The following is a 24,693-nucleotide window of genomic DNA, read 5'->3' as shown; positions in this document are numbered from 1 at the left end:
CTCAGCGCCTCTCGGCCGAACCGGCGCCGTCCCCCTCGTCCTCGAGGTCCGGTTCCTCGTCCTCGTCTGCGGCCCGCCGCGCGGTCTCGATCAGGGTCGCCGCCCCGCGGTCGGCCAGATCCTCCGCGAACTCGCGAGCGGCCGGCGCGTAGTTCGACACCGGTAGATCCCGCGAGGCCACCACCGACTCCTCGCCGTTTCGGTCGAACACCTGGACGGTCGCGTGGACGTACTCGCCCTGGACGACCGCGTAGACGCCGATCGGCGCGATACAGCCGCCGCCGAGTTCGGCGAGCAGCGTTCGCTCGACGGTCGTCTCGACGCGACTGCGGGGGTGGTCGATCGCCTCGTTGATCCCGCGGGCCGTCTCGCCGTCGATGGCCGTTACGGCGAGTGCGCCTTGGCCCGGCGCGGGAGCGAACTCGGCTGTCGGCAGCGACTGAAACTCGACGTGGTGGTCGAGACCGCTGCGTTCGATCCCCGCCGCCGCCAGCACGATCGCGTCGTACTCGGTGTCGACCTCGCGGCCGAGGGCTTGCTTCTCGAGTTCCGAGAGCCCGTCGAACCAGTCGTCGACGCTGCGGTCGTCCTCGTACGTCGGCTTGTAGTCGTCGTCCCCTCGCTCCCGCTCGTCTTCCTGGCGCTCCCGGTGTTCTTCCTGGAGCCTCGGCGCGAGCAGCTTCTCGAGGCGCGTGTCGACGTTGCCGCGCAGCGGCTCGATCTCGAGGTCCGGTCGCCGGGCGAGCAGCTGTGCGCGCCGGCGGAGACTCGAGGTGCCGACGACGGCGCCCTCCGGAAGCTCCTCGAGCGTCTTCCCGTCGGGGGTGAGCAGCAGGTCCCCCGGTCGTCCGCGCTCGGGAACCGCGGCGGTGACGAGTTCGTCGGGCTGTTCGGTCGGCATGTCCTTCATCGAGTGGATCGCGCCGTCGAGGTCGCCCTCGAGGACGCGCTCGTCGAGTTCGCGGACGAACGCGCCGGTCTTGCCCAGCCGGTGGATCAGTTCGTCCCTGATCTGGTCGCCCGTCGTCTCGACGGTGACGAGTTCGACCTCGTAGCGGCGGTTCTCGAGTGCCTCTGTGACGAGGGCGGCCTGTCGCCGCGCCAGCGCCGACCCCCGCGTCGCCAGTCGCAACGTCCCGCGTGTTCTCATGGCCGACAGTCGGCGCTGGCGCGATTAAAAGCGCACGCTTACGCGCCGCGGGGTCAGGGCCACCGTCTCGAGGCCCGTCGCCGGCGCAGGAGGTAGTAGGCGGCCAGCATCGGCTGGAAGACGGGAACGAACAGGCTGAGAAACGCCAGTCCGAGATAGCCCGCGGGGTTCGGCTGCCAGCCCCCTCCGCGGGCGCTGACGTAGGCGGCGTCCTGGTGGATCGCGATCGGAAACGTTCCGACGGCGATCGCGCCGGCGATCCCGACGACCGTCGCCAGCAGCCCCGGAATCTGGAGGATAACCGCGACGATCGCACCCGCGATCGCGAACGCGGTGGTCCCCAGCGAGAGCGCGATCACGAGCCACCAGCCGCTCCAGCCGGCGGGAGTGGAAAACTGCCGATGACGACGGTAGAGATAGCTCACTCCGGCGGCGGGTGACAGCAGCACGGGCGCAAGCAGAAGCGCGAACAGGGCGTTGAGCCAGGGGTTCGGCGACCAGTCGCTCCTCGAGCGAACCCGGCGGGCGTCGAGAAACAGCGCGAGCGCCAGTCCGAGGCTCAACAGCGTGTAGCCGAAGGTGCCGAACAGCACCAGCCCCCACTGAAGCCCCGGGACGCCCGGATCGAGTTCCCGGACGACGCCGATCGCGCCGACGCCGAGCACCGGCGGATACAGAAAACACAGGCGTTCGGCGACGCGGGCCCACGTCTCGGCTGACTCGTTCGCTCGCTCCCCCTGACTCATCACGTGCGAGGAACTACCGGATCATCCGGGATACGTCTGCCGCTCGAGCCCCGGTTCCCTCGCGGGGTTAACTCGGAGCGGATTCGGGACGTGGCCGTCCGTCGCGACTGTCAGTCGGGTCGAAAAGAACGAAATGTCGTGTTCGTCGGGGGCTCAAAGCTGGCGCAACTGGACTTCGTCGTCGGTGATCGACTCGACGTTGTCCTCCTCGAGCGTGTAGGTCTCTCCGTCCGCGTCTCCCCAGCCGAGTTTCGACCTGATCGTGTCGGTGACGCCCGGATCCGGATTGACGTGAACCATCCCGCCTTCGACCTCCTCGATCATTCCGATTCGTTCGCCGTTTGCGTTTACGACGGGCTTTCCCTCGTCGTCGTCGGTGAAGCTAGCGCACATGCGTTTCGGCCTCCACCTGACAGCGGGTTATAGCTGGTCCCGACATGTGCCGGCTTCGACGGGGGAGGTGCGTGTGGCGAGAGCTCGAATCTTACTCGGGCTTCAGGCCGCCGTCCTGAACCCGCATCACGGCCTCACCGTCGGCGAGGTTCGGCGCGTCGACCAGTTTGACGATCCGCTTGTCGCCCTTGGACTTGCGGAGGTAGATGCGGAACGTCGACTTGTGGCCGAGGATGTTACCGCCGATCGGTTTGGTCGGGTCGCCGAAGAACGCGTCGGGGTTCGAGGAGACCTGGTTCGTGACGATGACGGCGGCGTTGTAGAGGTTGCCGACCTTGTCGATGTCGTGGAGGTGCTTGTTGAGCTTCTGCTGGCGGTTGGCGAGGTTGCCACGCCCGACGTACTCCGCGCGGAAGTGGGCGGTCAGCGAGTCGACACAGAGCAGCCGAACCGGGTACTCGCTGTCCTCGTGCTCGCTCGCGATCTCCTTTGCCTTCTCCGCTAAGAGCATCTGGTGGTTCGAGTTGAACGCCTTCGCGACGTGGATCTTCTCCAGGACGTCCGCGACGAGTTCGTCCATCGTCTCCTCGTCGCCGGGGCTGCCCTCGATCTCGCGGTCCTCGAGAGCGGCTTCGATCGCTTCCTCGGGGAGGCCGCGAACCATGTCGTCGATCCGCTCGGGGCGGAACGTGTCCTCGGAGTCGATGAAGATGACGCTGCCGTGGAGACCGCCGACCTCCTTGGGAAGCTGGATGTTGACGGCCATCTGGTGGGTGACCTGGGACTTGCCGGCGCCGAACTCACCGTACACCTCGGTGATCGACTGGGTCTCGACGCCGCCGCCGAGGAGGTCGTCGACCTGGTCGATGTGCCAGCTGAGTTTCCCGATCTGATTACGTCGCTCGAGCACGGTCGAGCCGGTTTCGAAGCCGCCGATGTCCGCGGCGTCGCGGGCCGCACGGACGATGTCACTCGCCGTCGATTCGCCCACGTCGGCGGTGTTCGACAGCTCGGAGGGGGAGGCGACGGCCAGGCTCTGGTAGGAATCGTAGCCTGCATCCGCGAGTTTGTCTGCCGTTGCCGGTCCCACGCCGGGGAGCGTCTCGAGGTCTACGTCTGCCATGATAGCTCGTTGCCCCGGACACCTCATAAACCCTCGTTAACAGGGGAGTGAAAGTGAAAGTGCCGGACGGTGCGGGTCCGTCCTGAAAGCGATCCTGACGTTTACGTAGGAAGAGGAATGGGGGAGGCGTCAATCGTGCGGCTACTGATCGGGCGTCGATCCGGACGCAGATCCGTCGCGGTCGCGCTATCGGGGGTCCCACGCCAGACAGTGCAGTCGATCGTCCGCACAGCCGACGTAGAGCCGGCCATCGGCGACCGCGGGGGTGTTCGAGGCGGGGCGCTCGAGGCCGAACTGCCACTCGAAGTCGGGGTCGTCGACGTCGATGCCGTACATCGTCCCGCGCTCGTCGCTGGCACAGAGCACGTCGCCGACGACGACGGGGTTGCCGCGGATGGCGCCGTCGAGGGCGATCCCCTTCTTCGAGAACAGCCAGCCGCGGAGCTTTCGGGTACCGAAGGAGGTCTCCACGACGTGGACGTAGTCGTCGTCGCCCGCGACGAAGGCGGTGTCGCCGACGACCGTCGGGGCGGCCGTGAACGCGCCGCCCATCTCGTAGGTGCAGTAGGTCTGGCCGGTCTCCCCGTCGAGCGAGAACAGCCGGCCGGCGTCGTCGGCGACGTAGACTCGCCCCTCCTCGACCGTCGGCCCGCCGACGACCGTTCCGTTCGTCGGCGCCGTCCAGAGCGCGTCGCTCGAGTCGTCCTCTGCCGCGCTCTCCGCGATCGCATCCAGGCTGATTGACTTCGAGGCGTCGAGCGCGCCGCCACTGCCCGCCCTCTCGTCCGCGGCTGGCTCGTCTGTCTCTTGCCCACCGTCGTCGGTCCGCTCGTTGCCCGTTCCCGCGGCCTCGCCGTCGAGCGCGTACGCGTGAACCACCTGTTCTGCCGTGCCGACGTAGACGCGGCCGTCCCCGACCGCCGGCGAACCGACGACCGCGCCGTCGCTCGCCTGTACCCACCGCTCGTCGCCGGTCGCCGTCTCGAGCGCCGTCATCCCGTCCGTCGTGCCGAGAAGAACGGCCTCGTCGGCGACGGTGAGTGCGGCGTCGGCCTCCAGGTCGCCGTCCACGGCGGTTTCCCACAGGCGCTCGCCGCTGGTCGCCTCGAGCGCGTAGACGGTGCCGTCGGTCGTCGCGAGAAACAGTCGGTCGCGAGTTGCGACCGGCGTCACCGGCGAGGCCGGGAGATCCTCGAGCACCCAGCGGCGGTGGCCGCGATCGCGGTCGAACGCGTAAAGCGCCCGCTCGGTGCCGACGTAGACGGCCGCGGGGTCGAGTACCGGATCGGTTCGGACGGGCCCGGAGAACTCGGCGGACCACGCCGTCTCGAGTCGCTCCGGCCCCGCGAACTCGGACCGGCGCCCCGAGTTCCGCTCGTCGCCCCTGAACTGGTTCCACTCGGTCACGGCTCGAGGTACTGAAGCGGTCGGGATAACAGCCTCGACATCCGTCGGCGGTCGCGGCGAGTCGGCGGTGTGCGGGGCCGGTTTGCGACCGGGCGACCGCCGGCTACTCCCACGGATGTCGGCCGGACTCGCTCGGCCACAGCGGATACCAGTGGTCCTTCTCGGACTCGATATCGAGTTCGCCGTCGAGGACGGACTCGAGTTTGAACTCCGCGCTCGAGTCGCGCTCCCGGCCCTGACGGGGGGCGAACGGGTAGAACGCACCCCGGCGGAAGGAGTAGATCCAGTACGCCGGCCCGCTCTCGCTTTCGTAGCCGAACACCGCCGCGAGCAGCCGCGAGCCGTAGCCGTGCTCGATGAACGTGTCCGCCGCGAAGTGCATGCTCGTGATGAGGTCCTCGGGGTCGCTCTCCCGGAGGATCACCCAGTGGTAGCCGTGGTCGTCCTCGGCGATCTCGAAGTCGGTGCCGGTGTCCTCGCGACCCGCCTCGAGGATCGCCTCGACCTCGTTCACGGCGTCGCGAAAGCTGCTCGAGTCGACGCCGGCGAAACAGAGCGCGCCCGCGCCGACGGAGTCGTAGCCGAGGTCGGCCTCCATCGTGAGGTAGGCGGTGCTCATCCCGAACAGATCGTCGGGGTCGGCGTCGCGTCTGGCGTCCGATTCCGCGCGTACCCCGAGGACGGCGCGGAGTCCGTCCAGTAGTCCCATAGCTGAAACGACGTGACCGATCCCTTAGAATCGTTCCATTTCGTCGCGTCCTCGGAAACGTCGCCGCTACTCGTCCTGGCAGACGTACGTCCGCGTCGTGCCGACGTCCTCGCGCGAGCGGATCTCCCCCGTCACGGTTCGCAACAGCGAGTGAACGTCGGGTGCCTCGAGTTCGGCGATGACGTCGAACTCGCCAGCGACGACGTGGGCCTCGACGACGCCGTCGACGTCTCGAAACTGGGCGCACGTCTCGCCGGAGGTCCCGGCGGCACAGGTTACCAGCGTGAACGCTCTGACCATCACAGGTTCTACGCGCTGGAGGCGGTTAACAGAGCGGGGTGGGGCCTATAGTAGGCGTTGAACGTCAGTGCACGCCCGGTCACGATCATCGCGACCAGCCTCGTTGCTGAGGACGAGCTGGCCGCTCGGCTGTGACCGGGTGGAACTCGTTTCACCGACTACTGTCGCGAAACGGTTCCGGTGGCGCCCGAAGCTATTTGATCGGCCGGAGACAGGTTCGACCGTGAATCGCCGCCATCTTCTGACCTCGGCTGCCGTCGGCTCCGCTTCGCTGTTCTCCGGGTGCGGGGCGACGCAGCAGCTTCCGCAGACGCCGGACGAAGGCACGCTCTGGATACGGAACCGAACGGACGCCGACCAGCGCGTGCGAGCGGGGATCAGGGACGGCGACGGGGCCGTCGTTCTGTCCGAGGAGTACGAACTCTCCCCGGTCGACGGCGATGAGCCCGGTACCAGGGAGTCGGGAGTGGTGGACGTCGGAGACAGTTACGTCGTCGAAATAACGACCGACGACCGCCGCAACGACTACCGGTGGGACGTCTCGGAAGGAGCCGGAATCCTCTACGCCGTGCTCGAGGACACCGGCATCGACTTCTCGACCGAACCGTTCGAGGGATGAACGCTCCGACTGCGCCACACCGTCAGGAGGTCGCCATCTCCCGCTCGAGTTCCCGGAGCTGTTCGACGCGGCGCTCGGTCGAGGGATGCGTCGAGAACAGTCGGCCGACGACGCCGGACTTCAGCGGGATGATGAAGAAGGCGTTCATCTCGGCCTCCTCGCGGAGGTCCTCGTCGGGCACCTTGTCGACCTCGCCGGAGATCGTCATGAGTGCGGAGGCGAGCGCGCTCGGGTTCCCCGTGATCGCCGCGGCGCCGCGGTCGGCGGCGAACTCGCGGTAGCGCGAGAGCGCCCGGATCAGGATGTAGCTGATGATCCAGACGAGCAGCGAGATGAGGATCGCCGCCAGAATGCCAGCCGCGCCCTTCCCGCCGCGGCCGCGACCGCCGCCGGTGTAGAACATGGTTCTCGAGCCGAAGCGCACGATCAGGAACGCGACCGTCGAGAGGAACGACGCGATGGTCATCACCGCCATGTCGCGGTTCTTGACGTGGGCGAGTTCGTGGGCGAGCACCCCGTCGAGTTCGTCCCTGTCGAGGGTCCGAAGGAGGCCGGTCGTCACGGCGACGGCGGCGCTGTTGGGCGAGCGCCCCGTCGCGAACGCGTTCGGCACTTTCGAGTCCACCACGGCGACCGTCGGCTTCGGGAGGTCGGCCTGCTGGGCCAGCCGGTCGATCGCGGCGTGAAGCTGGGGGTACTCGCTCTCGTCGACCTTTTTCGCGCCCATGCTCCACAGCGTCAGCCGATCGCTGAAGAAGAACTGAACCAGCGAGAAGCTACCGAGCAGCAGGGCGACGAGAAGCAGACTCCCGCCGAACACCTCGACCAGCGCGACGACGAACAACAGGTACACCGCGAACAACAGAAACATCGTGAGGACCATCCGCCCGCGCAGCCCCCAGTCCGGTTGCCAGTCCATACGTGACTCGAGGCGCCCGGAACTGATAAATGTCGCCGGCCGAACGCGACGACGACCGTTTCATCTCGAACCGCGACCGATCCCGCGACTCTCACAACCCCCTCGTTTCGCATGGAGTTCGCCGGACGTGTCGACGTCTGACATTCAATTTTTAGAGAATGTCTGACGTCCGTCGGACGGCGCCGTGCTACGATTTCCTCGAGTAGATTCGACGAGGCACCGACAGGCCACAGAGGGGTGTTTCAGGGCCTGTGCGTGTTGTTTGGGCGTGGGGCCTACGAGTATCCGTTCTCGAGTCACCGGTCCTGCAACCCCCTCGTTTCGCGTGGAGTTCTCAGTCTGTGAGAATACGACGCGAGTTCGAATCGACGCCGTCGTGGCGACCCGACCGTGGGACGCCGCCGCTCGACTCGAGGCCGCGAACGGGCCGCTTAACTCGCTCAGTCACAAACGTGTGGGCGATGACTGATTCGCGTGCGTTCTGTCCCCGCTGTGGTGATCCCGTCCCCGAACGGGAGGCGAGCGACGCGTCTGCGAGCGCGGCCGATCCGCTCCGACCGGGTGCCGAGGTCGACCTCTGTGACGCCTGCTACTTCGAGGGCTTCGACTTCATCGACGCCCCCGAGCGGATCGACGTCCGGGTCTGTGCGGAGTGTGGCGCGGTCTACCGGGGGAACCGATGGGTCGACGTCGGCGCCGACGATTACACCGACGTCGCCGTCGAGGAGGTGAGCGAGGCGCTCTCGATCCACGTCGACGTCGACGACGTCGCCTGGCAGGTCGAACCCGAGCAGATCGACCCGAACACGATCCGGATGCACTGTTACTTCACCGGAACCGTTCGCGGGACGCCGGTCGAAGAGCAGGTAACGGTTCCCGTCCGACTCGCCCGCCAGACGTGTACCCGCTGCGGCCGGATCTCTGGCGACTACTACGCCAGCATCGTCCAGATCCGCGCCGAGGAGGACCGTACCCCGACGTCCGAGGAGATCGAGCGAGCGAAGACCATCGCGGACCGGGTCGTCGCCGACATGGAGGCGACGGGTGACCGGAACGCCTTCGTGACGGAGACGACGGAGACGCCGGACGGTCTCAACATGAAGGTGTCGACCAACAAGATCGGCAAGAAGATCGCGAACAAGATGGTCGAGGAGTTCGGCGGCAGCGTGAACGACGCCGAAACCCTCGTCACGGAGGACGAAGACGGCAACGGCGTCTACCGGGTAACCTTCGCAGTCCGGCTCCCGCCGTACACCCCCGGCGACGTGATCGACCTGGCCGACGAGGCCGACGACGACGGGCCGATCCTCGTCCGGAGCGCCCGCGGCAACCTCAAGGGGACGCGACTCACGACCGGCGACCGCTACGAGGCCAGCTACGAGGAGGGGATCTCCCCCGAGGCGCGAAAGCTCGGCGAGCGCGATGACGCGGTCGAAACCACGGTCGTCACCGTCGAGGACGACCGCGCCGTCCAGGTGTTAGATCCCGAAACCTACCAGGCAAAAACGGTCGCCCGACCGGACTACTTCGACCCCGACGCCGACACGGTTCCGGTCCTCAAGAGCCGCGCCGGTCTCCACATTCTGCCCGAGGATGAGTGACGACCTCGAGGGACGTGACGACGAACTCGCGACGGGCGAGGAGGCGCCCGCAGACGCCGAAGGCGACGCTGCGCCGGCCGACCAGCCGCTGGCCGCAGTCGTCGAGAAACCCCGTTCCGAAGCCGTCATCGCCGCGTTGCGAGAGGAGGACGTCTACGACGACTCGAGGCGCGTCCGGGAGTACGGCCCCGAAACGGTCGCGCTCCCGGTCCGCGAACCGCCGGCGGAGACGCGCGTGCTCGAGGTCGTTCGCCAGATCGATCCCGAGCGACGGAGTCGCGACCTCGCGGACTACCTCACGGAGCGGGGGTGGAGCGACGACGAACTCGCGGCCGCGCCGGCCTCCTGGGCGGTGATCGGCTCGGTCGTCCTCGTCTCGATCCCCGACGGGCTCTCCGAGGAACTGGCCCGCGACGTCGGCGACGCCTTGCTCGAACTTCACGGCGAAGCCGAGAGCGTCCTCGCCGACGAGGGGATCGAAAACGAGGGCGAGGCGGGCACCTACCGGCGGCCGAAGACGCGCCACCTCGCGGGATCGACGAACACCGAGACGATCCACGTCGAACACGGCACGCGGTACGGTCTCGACCCCGCCGAGGTGATGTTCTCGCCGGGAAACCAGGCCGAGCGCGCACGGATGGGCGAGGTCGTCTCCCCCGGCGAGCGGGTGTTCGACATGTTCGCCGGCATCGGCTACTTCACCCTCCCGATGGCGCGGGCGGGGGCGACCGTCACCGCCACGGAGATCAACCCGACCGCGTTTCGCTATCTACTCGAGAACGCGATGCTGAACGACGTTTCCGACCGAGTGGACGCCTATACGAGCGACTGCCGCGACCTCGCTGGCGAGATCGAGGCCGAGCGTGTCGTGATGGGTTACTACGGTAGTGGGGATGGAGCCGACGCCGAGGGAGGGACCGGCCGCGCGGACGAAGCCCACGAGTTTCTCCCCGCCGCTCTCGAGGCCCTCCCCGAGGGCGGGGTGATCCACTACCACGAGGCGACGCCGGAGTCGCGCCTGTGGGAGCGGCCGCTCGAGCGACTCGAGGCCGCGGTCGGCGACGCCGGACGGTCGTTCGAGGTGCTCGAGCGCCGCCGGGTCAAAAGCCATAGCGCGGGCGTCGCCCACGTCGTCGTGGACGTTCGCGTCGAGTGAGCCTCCGAACATTCATACTTCCCGGCCGACAAACCGGATCCAATGGACAAGAATCAGATCATCGCGCTGCTCTTTGCGTTCCTGATGATGTCGTCGATGGTAGCTTGGGGCGCTATGTCCCTGTTCTAACTCCCGGCCACCGCTCGGAGGGGCTAGCCATCGGTGTCCCAGACGTCCGCCAGTGGGCTCGAGCGCGAAGACCGTCGGTGTCGACGCCGCTCCCTCGAACCGGCGTCCGTCGGCGCTCCGCCGCTTCCGGAGTTGGCTCGCCGCCGGCCGCTCCCTCGTTGAGTTCCGGCTGCTGCACTCGGCTCGAACGCCGGTAGCTCGGGCTCCGAGAGCCTATCTACCTGTGCCGAAAACCAGTCGGGCATGTCCGTGCGGGCGCGCTCGAACAGGTCGAGCAGGCTCGAGTCCGCGAGATAGGTCGCCCCGTAGTCGTCGGGCGCCCGTATCACGCGGCCGCAGGCCTGGATCACGGTGCGCAGGGCGGCGCGGTAGTACCACGCCCACTGGCCCTCCTCGAGACGGTGGGCCACCCGCGAATCGCTCGTGTTGAGGAACGGCGCCTTGCAGAGCACCTGCCACCGACAGAGGTCGCCCTTCAGGTCGAGCGCCTCCTCCATTTTCACGGAGACGAACACGTCCGACCCCGAACTGGCCTTCCAGGCCTCGAGGTCGGCGTCGCGGTCGTCGCGGGTGTGGGTCCGGACCCGGTCGCCGACGCCGAAGTCGGCGAGTAGCTCCGCGAGCTGTTCCTGGATGTCGTAGGAGTGGGCGTGGATCAACCCCTTCTCGTCGGGGTGTTCCTGCATGATCCGGACGATGGTGCGGGCGATCTTCGGCACCGTCTCCGAGCGCTGCTCGAAGGTCATCTTCCCCTGAGTGACGTCGTACAGCGGACGGTTCTCGACGGGGAACGTGTGGGCGACGTCGACCAGGGCGACGCGGGAGGGCTCGAGGCCGACGTGCCGGCAGAAGGCGTCCTTGTTGAGGATGGTCGCCGAGAGCAGCGCGAACTTGTTGCCCCGGTCCCAGACGGTGTGGTGAAGGTACCGCTCTGGGTTCATCGGTTTGATCGTGAGGGGGCCTCCGGCCGGTTCTGCGCTCTCGTCGTCGGTGTCTTGGTCGTCACCGCCTCGAGCCCCCGTCGCCTCGGACTGGTCGACCAGCCAGGTCGTCGGGCTCTCCGGGTCGCGGTAGTCGCTTACGAACCAGTCGAGTTCGCCGATCAGCTCCTGGAGGCGGTCGCGCTCGCGGACCTCGGCGGGCGAAAGCTGATCGCTCGCGAGCAGGTCGTCCTTGCGGCGCTCGCAGGTCCCTGCCAGGTTTTCGGCGTAGCGGGCAGCCCGGTCGATCCCCTCCACTTGTGGCACCCGCAACTCGTCCCAGAACGGCACCGTTCGCGGTCCCAACTGGATCGTCGCGTACATCTCGGCCCACTCGGCGAGCCCGTGGGCCTCGTCGATCACGGCGACGTCCCGTTTGCGAAAGACCTCGCTGCCAGCGGTCTGCATGAAGTACGCAAGCGTCATCGCTGCAATCTCCCGGTTGGAGGCGATCGCGCGATCGGAGAAGTACGGACAGCGGTGTTGCACCGCGCAGTCGTACCCCCGCTCTCGCACACAGGGAGCCTGGTTGACCGGCGTGTCGAGTTCGCCGGGGAGGATGCAGGTGTAGTTCGACTTCCCGCGGATGATGTTGAGATCCTGTAGGAGGGCGTCGCCCGCGACGTCGTCGAGCTGGGACACCTGCGGGGTGGTGTAGTACGCGCCCGAGGCGTCGCTGGGTTCGGCTTCCTCCGCGCTGCGGGCGCAGCCGGCGACCGCCCGCGCCAGCAGGGACTTGCCGCTGCCGGTCGGCGCACGGACGAGGACGACGTCGTTTCCCTCGAGGAAGGCGTCGCGGATGTCGGCGAGCGCTTGCTCCTGGGCGCCGCGGTAGCTGGGGGCGGGGAAGGCGTCGAAGATCCGCTCGGGGTTCACTGTTCACAGCAGGGGGCGGCCGAGCCCTAAAAGCTATGGAGTAGTATCAGGATATAAGCTACGTCAACTAATATTCATGAAACTCCCAGAGAAATCTGGGAGATGAAAACATAGTATCAAACACCATACTAACAATTTCCGTTATGTTGAATAACGCTTTCAATGGCTCTGGTGGATCACCATACTGCGCCGAGTTGTAGGCCTCGCTATCACCCTGTACTCGGGCCTGTTAGTCCGTCACTATTAAATTCCTCGCGGTTGCGGTCACGTTCATTCCTGCGTGATGCCCCGAGTAACGTAATCTTCTACGGTGGGCCGCCGCAGTCTAGTGATTCATCAGAGGTTTTTAATATGTCTTTGGGTGATATTCATAAAACGGCACTGTCTAGTTGACTCGACTTCGCACCTTTATATACTGGATTCGCTGACGTGCGGCAGCGATGAGGCTAAACGAACTGAAGGCGTATACAAGATTGGGCGTTACAGGACGCGGTAGCGGCTCATTTGGCCTGCATGGAAGGTACGAGTCTTGCTCTCACGCCAGAACCACCAGACATGGGCGCCGACCCTGGCGTGTTCTGCAACGCCCCCTTTTGGTGAAGACCATACGTCTGAGACCTGTATAACAGTGTTTGCTGTCACTGGCGAAACTGACAATTGGCCAACGTGAGGGGTCAAGAAACTAGACAGTGCCCATAAAACGAAACTGTATGAAGGGTAACATTCTCCCGAAACTCGATACTTACTCATCACAATGTCTGATAATGATGGGCATGCCTATCGTCGCAAAGTACTGAAAACGGCCGCTTCTATCGGAGCAAGTAGTTTGGTTGCAGGGTCCGTTGCAGCTTCTGATGGGAAGATGTCAAAGTACGAATTTGAACAGCATATCCTTCAGGCACGAAAAATCCACGACAATGCTGGACCAGATCAGAGAGTTAAATACCTTGAGAACCATGGAATTCCAACGGGATACAAACGACTGATTGGCAGCACATATGAAAATAACAGGCCAGGTAGCCAAGATGGAACCGGACCTGGCGACTACTGTGTTGAACCGGATAAGTGTGACGGAGATATTGATTGCACGTTAAGTTTTAGTTATGATTCGGAACACAATAGATATTATGCTGGTCTGTCCATGCGATACCAATACACATACAACTACGATTATAGTATGACGATTAATGGGCCAAGCAATCCGGTAGATGGTGCGGGTATCATGTGGGAGCGAGATCACTGGAAGTTAGAGGACCGTGACGATCCACCGAGTTCTACAGTGGGCGATGACAACGTGTCATGGGATAATGGGAGTTGGAATTATGAGGGGGTTGGTTTTAGAGTGGATTGTTTCGGGATCGCTGCAGATTCTGGATATACTGGTGGTAACTGGGAATGGTCTAAAACAGAAGAAGCCGGCGTATATCTTCAAACGGGTGATGACTATTCAGACGGGGATAGTGTTAATTCTTCATATAAATTCACTTGAAACGGAGGTGAAATAAACAGTGTTTCTGTTGGATATCCGTGGTCGATATCCGTTAGTGCTTCAACTTACACTGACAGTCAGGACTTCCAAACCGACCTTGCTGGAAATAGTCTTAGAGTAGACTATGAAGACGCGTTTGGTTCCGATCCAATTCATTGACTCATATACTCAAATACCCCCACTAAGTAGTAATTACACTCATGAACTCAGAAAATCTGTTGCTTTCGGCATTTAGAAAAGGCCGCTCGAGACGGGAGTTCCTCGCGCTCGTCGGGCTCTCGGCATCCGCCGTCACCGCCGGGTGTAGCGCCGTTTCGCCCGGCGAATCGGAAGAGCGCGACACGATCGAGGTCGCAGTGGAGAACCAGACAGCCGACCTCGCCGAAATCGCCGTTCGAGTCGAAGACGGCGACGGCGAGACGCTCTTCAGCCGGGTTTTCACCCCCGGTCCGGACAGTCTCGTTTCCAGCGGACGTATCGAAACCACTCCCGCGACTGTTCACGCGTTCACTCCCGCGGGTGATGCAGCGCAGTGGGAGTACGACCCGGATCTGGGTCCGGAGTTCGACTGCAACGAGGATATCGGCCTCACGCTCACCGACGACGGAACGCTCGAGCAGTGGTACAAGTGCTAACGACCCGTTCGCCACGTCGGCCCCGGTAGCGAACCTCCTCTTTGATGCGGTCGAAACGGGCCAGTAGCGCCGGGTCTATGGTGGTCAACACACCGCTTCGATCGGCCTCGAAACCACCCCCTACCGGGCCGGTAGGCAGCCGATTACGAATACGAACCCGCCCGACGGACTCGAGTGAGGAAGGGTCGCTCAGCGGAAGAGCACCGTGGCGCCCTCGTGGCCCGCGGAGGCCATCCGGCCTCGTGGCGTTCGAATCCCACCCCTTCCGTTTCGCTTTTTGAAAACGCGTGACCAATTCGGTCGACCGCTACTCGAGCGTCGCCCGCATCCGATCCGCCAAATCGTCCATCGCCGCGTCGGCCGCCTCGACGTCGTCGGTCAGGCTCAAGAAGCCGTGGGCGAGTGAAGGGTAGTGGGCGTGGTGGACCGCCACGCCGTCCGCCTCGAGTCGATCCGCGTACGCCGCACCCTCGTCGCGGAGCACGTCGTAGCCGCCCGTGAGCACCGTCGCCGGGGCGACGCCGGCGCAGTCGGGGGCGTGGAGCACGGTGGCGAAGGGGTTCGAGGCGTCGACGGGGCTCCGGAGGTACTGCTCCCAGAACCAGCGCATGTCGGCCTCAGTGAGCAGCGGGCCGTCGCCGTGCTCGCGGTAGGAGTCGGTGTCGAAGGCGCGGTCGGTGATCGGGTACAGCAGGAACTGCCCCGCCAGCAGAATCGTCTCGTCGGGGCCGTCCGGGCGCACCCGTAGGGCGGTCGCGGCCGCCAGGTTGCCGCCGGCGCTGGTGCCCGCGACGGCGAGGCGGTCGGGGTCGCCGCCGAGGCTGTCGGCGTACTCCGCGGCCCACTCGAGGGCCGCGTGGGCGTCGTCGAGGGGCGCGGGAAACGGGTGTTCGGGCGCGAGGCGGTAGTCGACCGAGCAGACGAGGCTGCCCGACCGCGCCGCAATCTCGCGGCAGATGTCGTCGGCGGAATCGAGGGTGCCGAGGGTCCAGCCGCCGCCGTGGTAGAAGACGACCGTGGGCGGGTTTTCGGCGTCGGGGCGGTAGGCGCGGATCGGAATCGGACCGCGGGGGCCGTCGATTTCCAGATTCCGCACGGAGCGCATCTCCGGGCCGCCGCCCGCCGAAAACACCTCGTCTTCGACCCGCCGGGCGCTGTCGACGGCCATCGCGTGCCAGGGCGGCACCCCCGCCGCCTGGATCTCCTCGACGACCGCTGCAAGCTGTGGATCGAGTTGGTCGCTCGCGTCTGCCATACCCCACGGTCGTCCCAGGGGGAGGTTAATCCACCGGCGGCACGGTCGTGCCGAAACGTTCGTGTAGATTCCCCGTGACCATCGAACATGGACTCGAGTACGGGCGACGAGACGACGGCACGCGAGCACCGAACGGACGCCGACTACGCCCGCGAGCGCGACGAGGCGGACCCGCTCGCGGACTTCCGGGAGCGCTTCGACGTCCCCGACGCCCACTACATGGACGGCAACTCGCTGGGGCCGGTTTCGGACGCCGCAGTGGCGAGCCTCGAGCGAGCGATCGACGAGTGGCGCGACCTGGCCATCCGCGGGTGGACCGACGCGGAGCCGCCGTGGTTCTGGTACGGCGAGCGCGTCGGCGACGAGTTAGCGCCGCTGGTCGGCGTCCACGAAGCGGAGGTCGTCGTCGGCAACTCGACGACGGTCAACATCCACACGCTGATCGGCACCTTCCTCGATGCGATCGAGCGCGGCGAGGCGGGTGACGTTCGGGGATCGGCCCGCGGCGTCCTGGTCAACGACCTCGACTTTCCGACCGACCACTACGCGATCCGCGCGCAGTTGCGCCAGCGCGGGCTCGACCCCGACGAGCACTGCCACCTCGTCGAGAGCCGCGACGGGCGCACGATCGAAACCGACGACGTCATCGCGGCGATGGACGCGGAGGACGTCGGTATCGTCTTCATGCCGTCGGTGCTCTACCGCAGCGGTCAACTGCTCGATCTCGAGCGTATCACCGAGGCGGCCCACGAGCGCGGGATCCTCGCCGGCTTCGACCTCGCCCACTCGATCGGCGCGGTTCCGCACGACCTGTCCGAACTGGGCGTCGACTTCGCCGTCTGGTGTGGCTACAAGTACATGAACGCCGGACCGGGCGCTATTGCGGGTCTCTACGTCAACGAGCGCCACTTCGGGCTCACCCCCGCGCTGGCGGGCTGGTGGGGGCACCACAAGGAGACGCAGTTCGAACTGAACCTCGAGTACACGCCCGCCGAGACCGCCGGCGCCTGGCAGATCGGGACGATCCCGGTGTTCAGCGCGGCCCCGCTCGAGGGCGCGATCGAGATCACCCGCGACGCGGGAATCGAGGCGATCCGCGAGAAGTCACTCGAGTTGACGTCCTACCTCATCGCGCTCACCGACGAGCACCTGGCCGACCGCGGCGTTTCCGTCGGAACGCCGCGTGATCCGGAGCGACGGGGCGGCCACGTCGCCCTCGAGCACCCCGAGGCCTACCGGATCAGCCAGGCGCTTCGGGACCGGGGGGTCGTCGTCGACTTCCGGCCGCCGAACGTGATCCGGGTCTGTCCGGCCCCGCTGTACATCGGCTACCAGGACGTCAGATCGGTGGTCGAGACGATCGCGGAGATCGTCGACGACGGGGTCTACGAGACGTACGAGCGCCAGGGCGACGGCGTCACGTAGTTGCGATTTTGCGGGTGCCGAGACGCGAAAGACCGCCGGACGAACGTTCCGCTCGAGGTGTCTTTCAGGATCGGCGAGACGCCCCAACCGATTTACTGCGCGTCGGTGTACAGCGTTCGATGACCAGCCATCTCCGTCGACGGGAGTTTCTGGCAGGAACCGGGAGCGTCGGCATCGTCGGTGCCGCCGGCTGTCTCGGCGGATCGGACGACGGGATCGAAGAGCGCCAGGAAGACGGTTCCGCGGCGGTCGTCTCCCAGCACCGCCTCGCCACCGACGCGGGGTTCGACGTTCTCGCCGAGGGCGGAACGGCCGCCGACGCCGCCGTCGCCGTCGCCTGCGCGCTCAGCGTCGTCGAGCCCTGGTTCTCCTCCGCGCTGGGCGGCGGGACATGGGCGCTGTATTACGACGCCGACGAGGAGACGGTGACGAGTCTCGACGGCGTCGGCCCCGTCGGCGCCGAGGCGACGCCCGAGGATTTCGAAGATCGCGCGGGCGACGACGGGATCCACCAGGCGATCGTCCCCGGCGCCTGGGACGGCTGGATGCTGTGGCTCGAGCGCTACGGTTCGCTGGACCTCGAGGCGGTCCTCGCCCCCTCGATCGAACTCGCCCGGGAAGGCTATCCCGTCAGCCCGGAGATGGCGGGCTGGCTGGAGCGGGGGGCCGACGAGATCGACGACCGGCCGGCCGCGGCCGCGATCTACGCGCCAGAGGGCGACGTTCTCGAGGCGGGCGACACCGTCTATCAGCGCGAGATGGCGGAGACGTTCGAGTCGCTCGCCGGTGTCTACGATGATCACCAAGAGGAGGGCAGAAGCGAGGCGATTCAGGCCGCGAGAGATCTCTTTTATCGGGGACCGATCGCCGACGCGATCGTTGACTACTCCGAGGAACACGGCGGCTACCTCACGCGCGAGGGTTTTCACGAGTTCGAGGCCGAGATCGTCGAGCCGATCTCGATCGAGTACGACGACCTCGAGGTGTACCAGAACCCGCCGAACAGCCAGGGGATCACGCAACTGCTGGCGCTGCAGAAGCTGGCGGCGTTCGACTTCTCCGGCCTCGAGTCCGACGACGCGGATACCGTCCACGCCCAGATCGAGGCGATCAAACTCGCGTTCGCGGATCGTTACCATCACGTCGGCGACCCCGACCGGGTCGACGTTCCGGTCGACGACCTGCTCTCCGAGGCGTACGCGGCGGAGCAGCGCGACCGGATCGAGATGGACGAGGCGCGGGCGTGGCCGATCGACTCCGGGCTCGAGCCCGTCGAGGCGGACGCCGACCACACCACCACCTTCCACGTCGTCGACGGGGACGGCAACGCGGCGGCGGTAACGACCAGCCTGGGCGCACAGTTTCTCGTGGTCGGCGACACCGGGATCCACATCAACAACCGGATGCGGATGCTCGCCGTCGAGGACGGCAACCCAAACCGACTCACTCCCGGCTACAAGGTGCGACACACGTCGAACCCCTACATGGCGCTCCGGGACGGACAGCCGCACGTCCTGGGCGGCAATACGGGGGTCGACACCCAGCCCCAGGGTCAGACCCAGCAGTTCCTCCACGTCGTCGAGTTCGGCCTCGAGGCCCAGGACGCGATTTCCCATCCCCGGTTCGTCAGCACCGCCTTCCCGTCGACGCAGTACCCCTACGACTACGAGAACACCGTCGAGGTGGAGCCCGAGTATCCGGACGAACTCGTCGGGGAACTCGAGGACCGCGGCCACGACGTTGTCGAAGCCGGCTCGGTCGGCACCGCGACGATGCTCGTCGTCGACGACGGCATTCAGGTCGGAGCCGAACCCCGGATCTCGACCGCCGACGGCAGGGTTTCCCGGCCGGACGAGGAGTGATACGGCGGTCGGGTGATTCGCCCGTCTCGGGTGCAGCGACGAGGACTAGCGCCGCGCAGTCGCGCACTTTGCGAGTGACAGCGCAGGGTTCGTTCTGTCGCCGGCCGCTCGACAGCGAGCGATCGCGGACCACCCTCCGTACGTCGACGAACGAGCCCATCTCGCCGGAAACGCCACCCTCATGCGCGTCCGCTCGAGTCGATTACGTGGGCATCCGCTCCGATGAACTGGCAGTACCGGTACACGGTTCTCCTCATGTGTCTGCTGGCGTTTTTCGTCACCTACTTCGGACGGCTGGCGATCAGCCAGATCGTCCCCTCCATCACCGCATACTTCGAGATTTCGAACGCGCTGATCGGGGTCGCCCTGACGGGAATGTGGCTCGCGTACGGGCTCGCACAGTTTCCGAGCGGCGTTCTCGCCGATCGCTACGGGGAGAAACCGATAATCCTGCTCGCCGTCGGCGGCACCACGGTGATGAGCCTCCTGCTCGCGCTGTCGCCGGTGTTCGCCGCGTTCGTCCTCGGGTCGATCGTTCTCGGCGGCGTCGCGGGACTGCACTACGCGGTCGCGACGACGCTGCTCTCCAGGACGTTCGACGATCTCGGGACCGCCGTCGGGTTCCACTCGATCGGCGGCCCGCTGGCGGGGCTGGTCGCGCCGATTTCGGCGGCCTGGGTCGCCGTCCGGTTCGGCTGGCGCCCCGCCGTCGCGCTGACCGCGGTCGTCGGCCTGGGTCGCCGTCCGGTTCGGCTGGCGCCCCGCCGTCGCGCTGACCGCGGTCGTCGGCCTCCCGATCTTCGCCCTGTTCGTCTGGCGGGTCCGCTCGACCGAACCCCGGCGGCCGAACGAGCCGATGCGAGAGCGCTTCGAGCCGAGCGTGCTCGTCGAACTCGTCTCCAGACCGCGGATCGCGTTCCCGCTCCTCGTCGCGATCGCCGGAACGTACGTCGCACAGGGGCTGCTGTCGTTTTTCCCCGCCTTTCTCGTCGCGTTTCACGACTACACGCTGACTGCGGCCGGCGTCGCGTTCTCCGTCTTCTTCGTCGTCAGGGCGTGCAGCCAGATAGTCCTCGGGCGCGTCTCCGACGCTCACGGGCGGGACGTCGCGATCGCCAGCGCGATGCTCGCCGGGGCCGTCGGCCTGCCGCTGCTCATACTGAACCCGGGGCTCCCCGCGATGGCCGCCGGCGTCGTCCTGACGGGCGTCGGCTCGAGTTTCTTCGCGGCGATCGATCCGCGGTTCATGGACGCACTCGCCGCAGAAGAGCGCGGCGCCGGGTTCGGTCTCGTTCGAACGGTGTACACGGTCCTCGGCGCCAGCGGCTCGGTCGGCGTCGGCCTCACCGCCGACGCGTTCGGCTGGGCGGTCGCCTTCGGAACCCTGGCCGTCCTCCTCTCCGGTTCGTTTCTCGCCCTGGCTGCGAACCGAGCGTTCGGCCTCGGCTACTGACGCCGACCGCTCCGTCGCCGACGGACGGCGAGCCCCCGCTCGTTCTCACACCTTGTGAGAGCCGGTTTCGTCCTCCATCTCGCCGAGGAAGGACATGTAGTCGGTGCCGCCGGTGCCGGTCGTCTCGCCCGTTACCTTCCGGATGTACTGGATGACCTGGCCGAAGTGGACCAGCCGAAACGTCTGTAACTCCTCGATGCACCGGTTGAACGCCGCCGCGAGCGCGTCGTCGTCCTGCGCTGCGACGTACGGGCGAACGTCGACGTCCGCGTCGAACGCCTCGACGACCGTGCGGTGTTTCTCCGGCATGTACGTGCGCATATCGAGGAGCTTCTCGATCAGTTCCGTCGTCTCGTGGTCGATTCCCAGCGCGGCGTCGATCGACGGCAACACGCAGCTCTGGGCGCCCGAACCGCCGCGGTAGGTCTGGGCGCCCTCGAGTTTGCCCACCCCCTCGTAGACGAGGTCGTCGAAGCCGTTGTAGTAGGGGCGGTAGTCGGTCGCGAACGCGGTCGGATCGTTGCGCTCGGTCATCCGGCGCATGATCGCCGTCTGGGCCTCGAGGGAGTCGGCGATCGTCTCGAGGGCCGTCTCGAGGGCGGCCGGATCGTCCTCGCGGATCGCCTGTTGGGCGCGAGCGCAGGCGACCAGGGCCGGGCCGGCGGCGGCCTCGATGGCGACGTGGACGACGACGAACCAGCGCTCGTCCTCGAGGTCGGTGAACTGCTGGACGGTCTCGAGGTTCTCGAGGACCAGCCCCCCGTCGGGGTCGCGCCGCCGGAAGTTGTGCAGACAGAGCAGGTCGTAGGAGAGGATCGGCTTCCGTCCGAGTCGCCGGGAGGTTCGGTACAGCGGGACGGCCGCGCCGGCGGGCAGCCGGTCGACGGGATCGGCCCCGATCCGATTGACGTAGCCGCTGGCGAGGAAGCCGCTGAGCAGACAGAGCCGGACGGTTTCTCGGTCGGTGAGTTCCTCGAGCAGCCCGTCGGGCGGAGTCTCGAGGTCGTCGACGAGCGGCCTGAGGTCGCCCTCGTCGAGCAGCCCCGGCAGCCTCGCGCCGAGTTCGTCGAGTCGGCGGAGATACGCGTCCGAACCGTCGCCGCGCGTCGTGTCGAATTGGGTCAGCGGGTCCTCGCCGGGGAGAAAACCGCGCCGCTCGTCGATCCCGTATCTCGAGACGATCTCCCCGCTCGTGTGATCCATTACCACAGCGTACGGAGCCGATCCCCTTCAAACTTCTCTCATGCCGGACACGTCAGTGTACATATATGGGCGTCGGGGGCGGTTTGTGTCGCTGAGTGGGGGAGGGCGTTCTCGACCCCGCAAACCGTTGTTCCAGTGTACATTCGGAACCGGACAGTGCTGAACGTGTCCGATAGGATCGGCCGAAACCCCGCTCTCACTCTCGAATAACCGACAGGTATACGTGATTCCCTCACAAGGGTCCGAGTATCATGCACGTCGGAATCGGATTACCGAACACGCTCGAGGGGGCGGACCGAGAACTGCTCCTCTCGTGGGCGCGGCGGGCCGACGAGGGACCGTTCACGAGCCTCGGTGTGTTCGATCGGCTCCTGTACGGAAGCACCGAACCGCTGTCGACGCTCGCGGTCTGTGCCGGCGTCACCGAGGAGATACAGCTCGCGACTTCGATCGTGGCGGGACCGCTTCGCAACGATGCACTGTTGGCGAAGGAGGCGGCGACGGTCGACGCGCTCTCGGGGGGCAGGCTCACGCTCGGGCTGGCACTCGGGGCGCGCCGGGACGACTACGAGGCCGCGGGCGTCGACTACGGTAGCCGCGGGCGTCGCTTCTCGAAACAGCTCTCGGCGCTTCGCTCGTACTGGGAGGGTGACGAGATGGGGCCGGAGCCGGCACAGGACGGCGGGCCACAGCTACTGGTCGGCGGGGACAGCGACCCGACGTTCCAGCGCGTCGGCCGCTACGCCGACGGCTACATCCACGGCGGCGGCCCGCCGCGGGCGTTCGAGAGACAGGCCGACCAGGCGCGTGCGGCGTGGCAGGAGTCGGGCCGACCTGGGGGTCCCGCCCTCTGGGGCCACGGCTACTTCGCGCTGGGCGAGGAGGCTGCCGAGCGCGGCCGGGAGTACCTGCTCGACTACTACGAGTTCACGGGGCCGTTCGCCGAACGGATCGCCGAAGGATTGCTGACGACCCCCCAGGACGTTCTGCAGTGTGTCCGGGGGTACGCCGACGCGGGCTGTGACGAACTCATCCTCTTCCCGACCGTCGCCGACGAGGAACAGTACGACCGACTGGAAACCGTGATCGAAAACGAGTGGGGGTGACGGGATGGAGATCGCTGTCGTCGGCGGCGGGCCGGGCGGACTGTACGCGAGCCTCCTGCTCAAAAAAGAGTACCCCGACTGGGAGATCACGGTTCACGAGCGCGACCCTGTCGACAACACCTACGGCTGGGGCGTCGTCTTCTCGGACGCCACGCTCTCGAACCTGCGGGAGGCGGACGTCGAGAGCCACGAGCGGATCACCGACGCGTTCGTCCGCTGGGACCCCATCGATATCCACTACGATGACGAGCGGTTCCGGTGTGGCGGCCACGGCTTCGCCGGCATCATGCGCTCGGATCTCCTGGGGATCCTCCAGGAGCGCTGCCGGGAGGTCGGCGTCGACCTCCGCCACGAGGTCGCGGTCGACGACCCCGAGGAACTGGCGGGCGAGGTCGACCTGCTGATCGGCGCCGACGGCCTCAACAGCACGGTTCGCGAGCACTACGAGGACGGGTTCAAACCCTCCGTGAACATGGGGAACGCGAAGTTCGCCTGGTTCGGCACCGACAAGCCGTTCGACGTCTTCACGTTCGTCTTCCGGGAGAACGAACACGGCCTCTGGCGGGTCCACGCCTACCCGGGGCGCAAGAGCACATTCATCGTCGAGTGCACCGAGGAAACCTGGCGAAACGCCGGCATGGACGAGAAGGACGAGGAAGACGCCCTCGCGTACTTCGAGGACCTCTTCGCCGACCACCTCGAGGGCCACAGCCTCGAGAGCAAGCTCTACGCCTGGCGGAACTTCCCCGTCGTCTCCTGTCGGACGTGGTCGCTGGGGGACGACGTCGCCCTCGTCGGCGACGCCGCCCACACCGCCCACTTCTCGATCGGCTCAGGGACGAAACTCGCGATGGAGGACGCCATCGCCGTCCTCGAGGGCGTCCGCGAACACGGCACCGACGTCGGGGCGGCGCTCAACTGGTACGAGAAGGAGCGCCGGCCGCGCGTCGAGGGCCTCCAGGAGGCCGCCGAGCGAAGCCAGCAGTACTTCGAGAACGTCGAACGCTACTGGCACCTCGAGCCCCGGCGGTTCGCGTTCAACCTGCTGACCCGGAGCGGCCGGATCTCGTATGAAAGCCTCAAAGTTCGGGACGTCGAGTTCGCCGACGAGTACGACCGCTGGTTCCAGCACGCGCTGGGGGCGAACCCCGGCACCGACGCGGCACCCGTCGCCGCGAAACCGCCGCTGTTCCAGCCCCTCGAGTTGCGCGACCTCGCCGTCGACAACCGCCTGACGCTCACGCGTCCGCCGGCCCACTCCGCGACCGACGGCGCTCCCTCGACGGGGTACCTCGAGGGGCTGCGCGAACAGGGCGAGCGCGGGCCGGGGCTGCTCCTGACCGACCCCGTCGCGGTCTCCCCGGCGGGGCGCATCTCGCCCGGAACGCCGGGGCTGTACGAGGAGTCCCACGCCGACGCCTGGAGCGACCTCATCGCGGACGTTCACGACCGGACCGAGACGGCGGTCGGGGTCCAGCTGTTTCACGCCGGCCGGCGGGGCTCGATGCGGCCTCGAGAACGCGGACTCGACCGGCCGCTCCCCGCCGAGGAGGGCTGGGAGCTGTTCGCTCCCTCCGCGAAATCCTACACGCCCGGCGGGCGCACCCCGACGGCGATGGACGGCGACGACTGCGAGCGGATCCGCGAGGCGTTCGTCCGATCGGCGGAGCTGGCCGAGACGGCCGGCTTCGACTACGTCCAGCTTCACGCCGGCCACGGCTACCTGCTCTCGTCGTTCCTCTCGCCGCTCACGAACGAGCGCGACGACGAGTACGGCGGCGACCTCGAGAACCGCGCTCGCTACCCCCTCGAGGTGTTCGACGCCGTCCGTGACGCCTGGCCGGACGGAAAGCCCCTCGGAACCGCGCTGCAGGCGACCGACTGGAACCTCAGCGGACTGAAGACGAGCGAGTCGAGGCAGGTTGCGGGAATGCTGGCCGACCGGGACTGCGACCTCCTCTCGATCGTCGCCGGCCAGGCGACGTTCAAAGAGCGCCCGCGGTACGATCCGACCGTGCTCGCGGACTTCACGGAGACGTTCAGAAACGAGACTCGACTGCCGGTGCTGTCGACGAACTACGTCACGACCTACGACGAGGTGAACACGCTCGTCGGCGCCGGTCGGGCCGACCTCTGTACGTTCAGTCGGTGACGGCG

20 protein-coding genes, 1 tRNA gene and 1 pseudogene are annotated in these 24,693 nt (G+C 66.6%); 11 read left to right on the top strand and 11 right to left on the bottom strand.

The genetic code is table 11. From position 1 onward, the window contains the following. Position 1: 1 nt before the first annotated feature. The 7 genes from hemC to AC6I6S_RS08195 form a co-directional block, all read right to left on the bottom strand. Positions 2–1,150, bottom strand: a complete 1,149-nt coding sequence (gene hemC, locus AC6I6S_RS08225) for a hydroxymethylbilane synthase (protein ID WP_497949397.1) — start codon at positions 1,148–1,150, stop codon at positions 2–4. A gap of 53 nt (positions 1,151–1,203) precedes the next feature. Next, complete coding sequence (locus tag AC6I6S_RS08220) at positions 1,204–1,896, bottom strand: hypothetical protein (RefSeq protein WP_497949396.1); 693 nt, start codon at positions 1,894–1,896, stop codon at positions 1,204–1,206. Between the two features lie 153 nt (positions 1,897–2,049). Further along, positions 2,050–2,289 carry a DUF8593 domain-containing protein gene (locus tag AC6I6S_RS08215; protein WP_497949395.1) on the bottom strand — a complete coding sequence of 80 codons (240 nt, stop codon included), beginning with the start codon at positions 2,287–2,289 and terminating at the stop codon, positions 2,050–2,052. 91 nt (positions 2,290–2,380) lie between these two features. Further along, positions 2,381–3,412, bottom strand: coding sequence for a DNA repair and recombination protein RadA (gene radA, locus AC6I6S_RS08210; RefSeq protein WP_497949393.1), 1,032 nt, complete (start codon positions 3,410–3,412; stop codon positions 2,381–2,383). A gap of 186 nt (positions 3,413–3,598) precedes the next feature. After that, on the bottom strand, positions 3,599–4,819 hold the full coding sequence (locus tag AC6I6S_RS08205; protein WP_497949392.1) for an outer membrane protein assembly factor BamB family protein: 1,221 nt from the start codon (positions 4,817–4,819) through the stop codon (positions 3,599–3,601). Between the two features lie 103 nt (positions 4,820–4,922). Beyond that, positions 4,923–5,528 (bottom strand): PspA-associated protein PspAB, encoded by a 606-nt coding sequence (gene pspAB / locus AC6I6S_RS08200; protein WP_497949391.1) that lies wholly within the window; start codon positions 5,526–5,528, stop codon positions 4,923–4,925. Positions 5,529–5,594: 66 nt separating this feature from the next. Next, positions 5,595–5,828, bottom strand: coding sequence for an Lrp/AsnC ligand binding domain-containing protein (locus AC6I6S_RS08195; RefSeq protein WP_497949389.1), 234 nt, complete (start codon positions 5,826–5,828; stop codon positions 5,595–5,597). 223 nt (positions 5,829–6,051) lie between these two features. Between AC6I6S_RS08195 and AC6I6S_RS08190 the strand changes: the two genes are divergently transcribed. Continuing rightward, complete coding sequence (locus tag AC6I6S_RS08190) at positions 6,052–6,447, top strand: hypothetical protein (RefSeq protein WP_497949388.1); 396 nt, start codon at positions 6,052–6,054, stop codon at positions 6,445–6,447. A 22-nt stretch (positions 6,448–6,469) separates the two neighbouring features. On the opposite strand, the gene htpX is transcribed toward AC6I6S_RS08190, so the two are convergent. Next, entirely contained in the window at positions 6,470–7,366 is an 897-nt protein-coding gene (gene htpX / locus AC6I6S_RS08185; RefSeq protein ID WP_497949386.1) for a zinc metalloprotease HtpX, read from the bottom strand. A gap of 461 nt (positions 7,367–7,827) precedes the next feature. Here htpX and AC6I6S_RS08180 point away from each other — a divergent pair, with 461 nt between their 5' ends. Together AC6I6S_RS08180 and AC6I6S_RS08175 are read left to right on the top strand one after the other, a co-directional pair. Further along, on the top strand, positions 7,828–8,967 hold the full coding sequence (locus tag AC6I6S_RS08180) for a 60S ribosomal export protein NMD3 (RefSeq protein WP_497949385.1): 1,140 nt from the start codon (positions 7,828–7,830) through the stop codon (positions 8,965–8,967). Continuing rightward, positions 8,960–10,123 (top strand): class I SAM-dependent methyltransferase, encoded by a 1,164-nt coding sequence (locus AC6I6S_RS08175; protein WP_497949383.1) that lies wholly within the window; start codon positions 8,960–8,962, stop codon positions 10,121–10,123. The genes AC6I6S_RS08180 and AC6I6S_RS08175 overlap by 8 nt, the downstream gene beginning before the upstream one ends. Positions 10,124–10,275: 152 nt before the next feature. Here AC6I6S_RS08175 and AC6I6S_RS08170 read toward each other — a convergent pair whose 3' ends face one another. Beyond that, positions 10,276–12,108, bottom strand: coding sequence for a helicase C-terminal domain-containing protein (locus AC6I6S_RS08170; RefSeq protein ID WP_497949382.1), 1,833 nt, complete (start codon positions 12,106–12,108; stop codon positions 10,276–10,278). A gap of 754 nt (positions 12,109–12,862) precedes the next feature. On the opposite strand from AC6I6S_RS08170, the gene AC6I6S_RS08165 reads away from it, so the two are divergent. From AC6I6S_RS08165 to AC6I6S_RS08155, 3 genes are all read left to right on the top strand, one after another. After that, complete coding sequence (locus AC6I6S_RS08165; protein ID WP_497949380.1) at positions 12,863–13,597, top strand: hypothetical protein; 735 nt, start codon at positions 12,863–12,865, stop codon at positions 13,595–13,597. A gap of 200 nt (positions 13,598–13,797) precedes the next feature. Beyond that, positions 13,798–14,232 (top strand): hypothetical protein, encoded by a 435-nt coding sequence (locus AC6I6S_RS08160; RefSeq protein ID WP_497949379.1) that lies wholly within the window; start codon positions 13,798–13,800, stop codon positions 14,230–14,232. Positions 14,233–14,410: 178 nt separating this feature from the next. Then, positions 14,411–14,500 (top strand) — tRNA-OTHER (locus AC6I6S_RS08155). Positions 14,501–14,539: 39 nt separating this feature from the next. Here the strand turns inward: AC6I6S_RS08155 and lipP1 are convergent. After that, positions 14,540–15,487, bottom strand: coding sequence for a LipP1 family hormone-sensitive lipase (gene lipP1, locus AC6I6S_RS08150; protein WP_497949377.1), 948 nt, complete (start codon positions 15,485–15,487; stop codon positions 14,540–14,542). Positions 15,488–15,574: 87 nt separating this feature from the next. Here lipP1 and kynU point away from each other — a divergent pair, with 87 nt between their 5' ends. From kynU to AC6I6S_RS08135, 3 genes and pseudogenes are all read left to right on the top strand, one after another. Then, positions 15,575–16,912 (top strand): kynureninase, encoded by a 1,338-nt coding sequence (kynU, locus tag AC6I6S_RS08145; RefSeq protein WP_497949375.1) that lies wholly within the window; start codon positions 15,575–15,577, stop codon positions 16,910–16,912. 119 nt (positions 16,913–17,031) lie between these two features. Continuing rightward, the gene (locus tag AC6I6S_RS08140; protein WP_497949373.1) at positions 17,032–18,774 is read left to right on the top strand and encodes a gamma-glutamyltransferase family protein; all 1,743 of its coding nucleotides are present in this window, start codon (positions 17,032–17,034) and stop codon (positions 18,772–18,774) included. 222 nt (positions 18,775–18,996) lie between these two features. Next, positions 18,997–20,227: pseudogene (locus tag AC6I6S_RS08135) on the top strand (MFS transporter). Between the two features lie 45 nt (positions 20,228–20,272). Here the strand turns inward: AC6I6S_RS08135 and AC6I6S_RS08130 are convergent. After that, positions 20,273–21,430, bottom strand: coding sequence for a PrnB family protein (locus AC6I6S_RS08130; RefSeq protein ID WP_497949372.1), 1,158 nt, complete (start codon positions 21,428–21,430; stop codon positions 20,273–20,275). A gap of 251 nt (positions 21,431–21,681) precedes the next feature. Here AC6I6S_RS08130 and AC6I6S_RS08125 point away from each other — a divergent pair, with 251 nt between their 5' ends. Together AC6I6S_RS08125 and AC6I6S_RS08120 are read left to right on the top strand one after the other, a co-directional pair. Beyond that, the gene (locus tag AC6I6S_RS08125) at positions 21,682–22,536 is read left to right on the top strand and encodes an LLM class flavin-dependent oxidoreductase (protein WP_497949370.1); all 855 of its coding nucleotides are present in this window, start codon (positions 21,682–21,684) and stop codon (positions 22,534–22,536) included. Positions 22,537–22,540: 4 nt separating this feature from the next. Then, positions 22,541–24,688 carry an oxidoreductase gene (locus tag AC6I6S_RS08120; protein ID WP_497949369.1) on the top strand — a complete coding sequence of 716 codons (2,148 nt, stop codon included), beginning with the start codon at positions 22,541–22,543 and terminating at the stop codon, positions 24,686–24,688. The last annotated feature ends 5 nt before the right edge of the window (positions 24,689–24,693 follow it).

The sequence above is a fragment of the Natrononativus sp. DTA114 genome (assembly GCF_059736515.1).
This window is presented reverse-complemented; position numbering and strand designations above follow the sequence as displayed.

What these genes read in the sequence shown, in the direction of transcription:
- hemC (WP_497949397.1), bottom strand. Translation starts at nt 1,150, where the DNA reads ATGAGAACACGCGGGACGTTGCGACTGGCGACGCGGGGGTCGGCGCTG.
- AC6I6S_RS08220 (WP_497949396.1), bottom strand. Translation starts at nt 1,896, where the DNA reads ATGAGTCAGGGGGAGCGAGCGAACGAGTCAGCCGAGACGTGGGCCCGC.
- AC6I6S_RS08215 (WP_497949395.1), bottom strand. Translation starts at nt 2,289, where the DNA reads ATGTGCGCTAGCTTCACCGACGACGACGAGGGAAAGCCCGTCGTAAAC.
- radA (WP_497949393.1), bottom strand. Translation starts at nt 3,412, where the DNA reads ATGGCAGACGTAGACCTCGAGACGCTCCCCGGCGTGGGACCGGCAACG.
- pspAB (WP_497949391.1), bottom strand. Translation starts at nt 5,528, where the DNA reads ATGGGACTACTGGACGGACTCCGCGCCGTCCTCGGGGTACGCGCGGAA.
- AC6I6S_RS08195 (WP_497949389.1), bottom strand. Translation starts at nt 5,828, where the DNA reads ATGGTCAGAGCGTTCACGCTGGTAACCTGTGCCGCCGGGACCTCCGGC.
- htpX (WP_497949386.1), bottom strand. Translation starts at nt 7,366, where the DNA reads ATGGACTGGCAACCGGACTGGGGGCTGCGCGGGCGGATGGTCCTCACG.
- AC6I6S_RS08180 (WP_497949385.1), top strand. Translation starts at nt 7,828, where the DNA reads ATGACTGATTCGCGTGCGTTCTGTCCCCGCTGTGGTGATCCCGTCCCC.
- AC6I6S_RS08175 (WP_497949383.1), top strand. Translation starts at nt 8,960, where the DNA reads ATGAGTGACGACCTCGAGGGACGTGACGACGAACTCGCGACGGGCGAG.
- AC6I6S_RS08165 (WP_497949380.1), top strand. Translation starts at nt 12,863, where the DNA reads ATGTCTGATAATGATGGGCATGCCTATCGTCGCAAAGTACTGAAAACG.
- AC6I6S_RS08160 (WP_497949379.1), top strand. Translation starts at nt 13,798, where the DNA reads ATGAACTCAGAAAATCTGTTGCTTTCGGCATTTAGAAAAGGCCGCTCG.
- lipP1 (WP_497949377.1), bottom strand. Translation starts at nt 15,487, where the DNA reads ATGGCAGACGCGAGCGACCAACTCGATCCACAGCTTGCAGCGGTCGTC.
- kynU (WP_497949375.1), top strand. Translation starts at nt 15,575, where the DNA reads ATGGACTCGAGTACGGGCGACGAGACGACGGCACGCGAGCACCGAACG.
- AC6I6S_RS08140 (WP_497949373.1), top strand. Translation starts at nt 17,032, where the DNA reads ATGACCAGCCATCTCCGTCGACGGGAGTTTCTGGCAGGAACCGGGAGC.
- AC6I6S_RS08130 (WP_497949372.1), bottom strand. Translation starts at nt 21,430, where the DNA reads ATGGATCACACGAGCGGGGAGATCGTCTCGAGATACGGGATCGACGAG.
- AC6I6S_RS08125 (WP_497949370.1), top strand. Translation starts at nt 21,682, where the DNA reads ATGCACGTCGGAATCGGATTACCGAACACGCTCGAGGGGGCGGACCGA.
- AC6I6S_RS08120 (WP_497949369.1), top strand. Translation starts at nt 22,541, where the DNA reads ATGGAGATCGCTGTCGTCGGCGGCGGGCCGGGCGGACTGTACGCGAGC.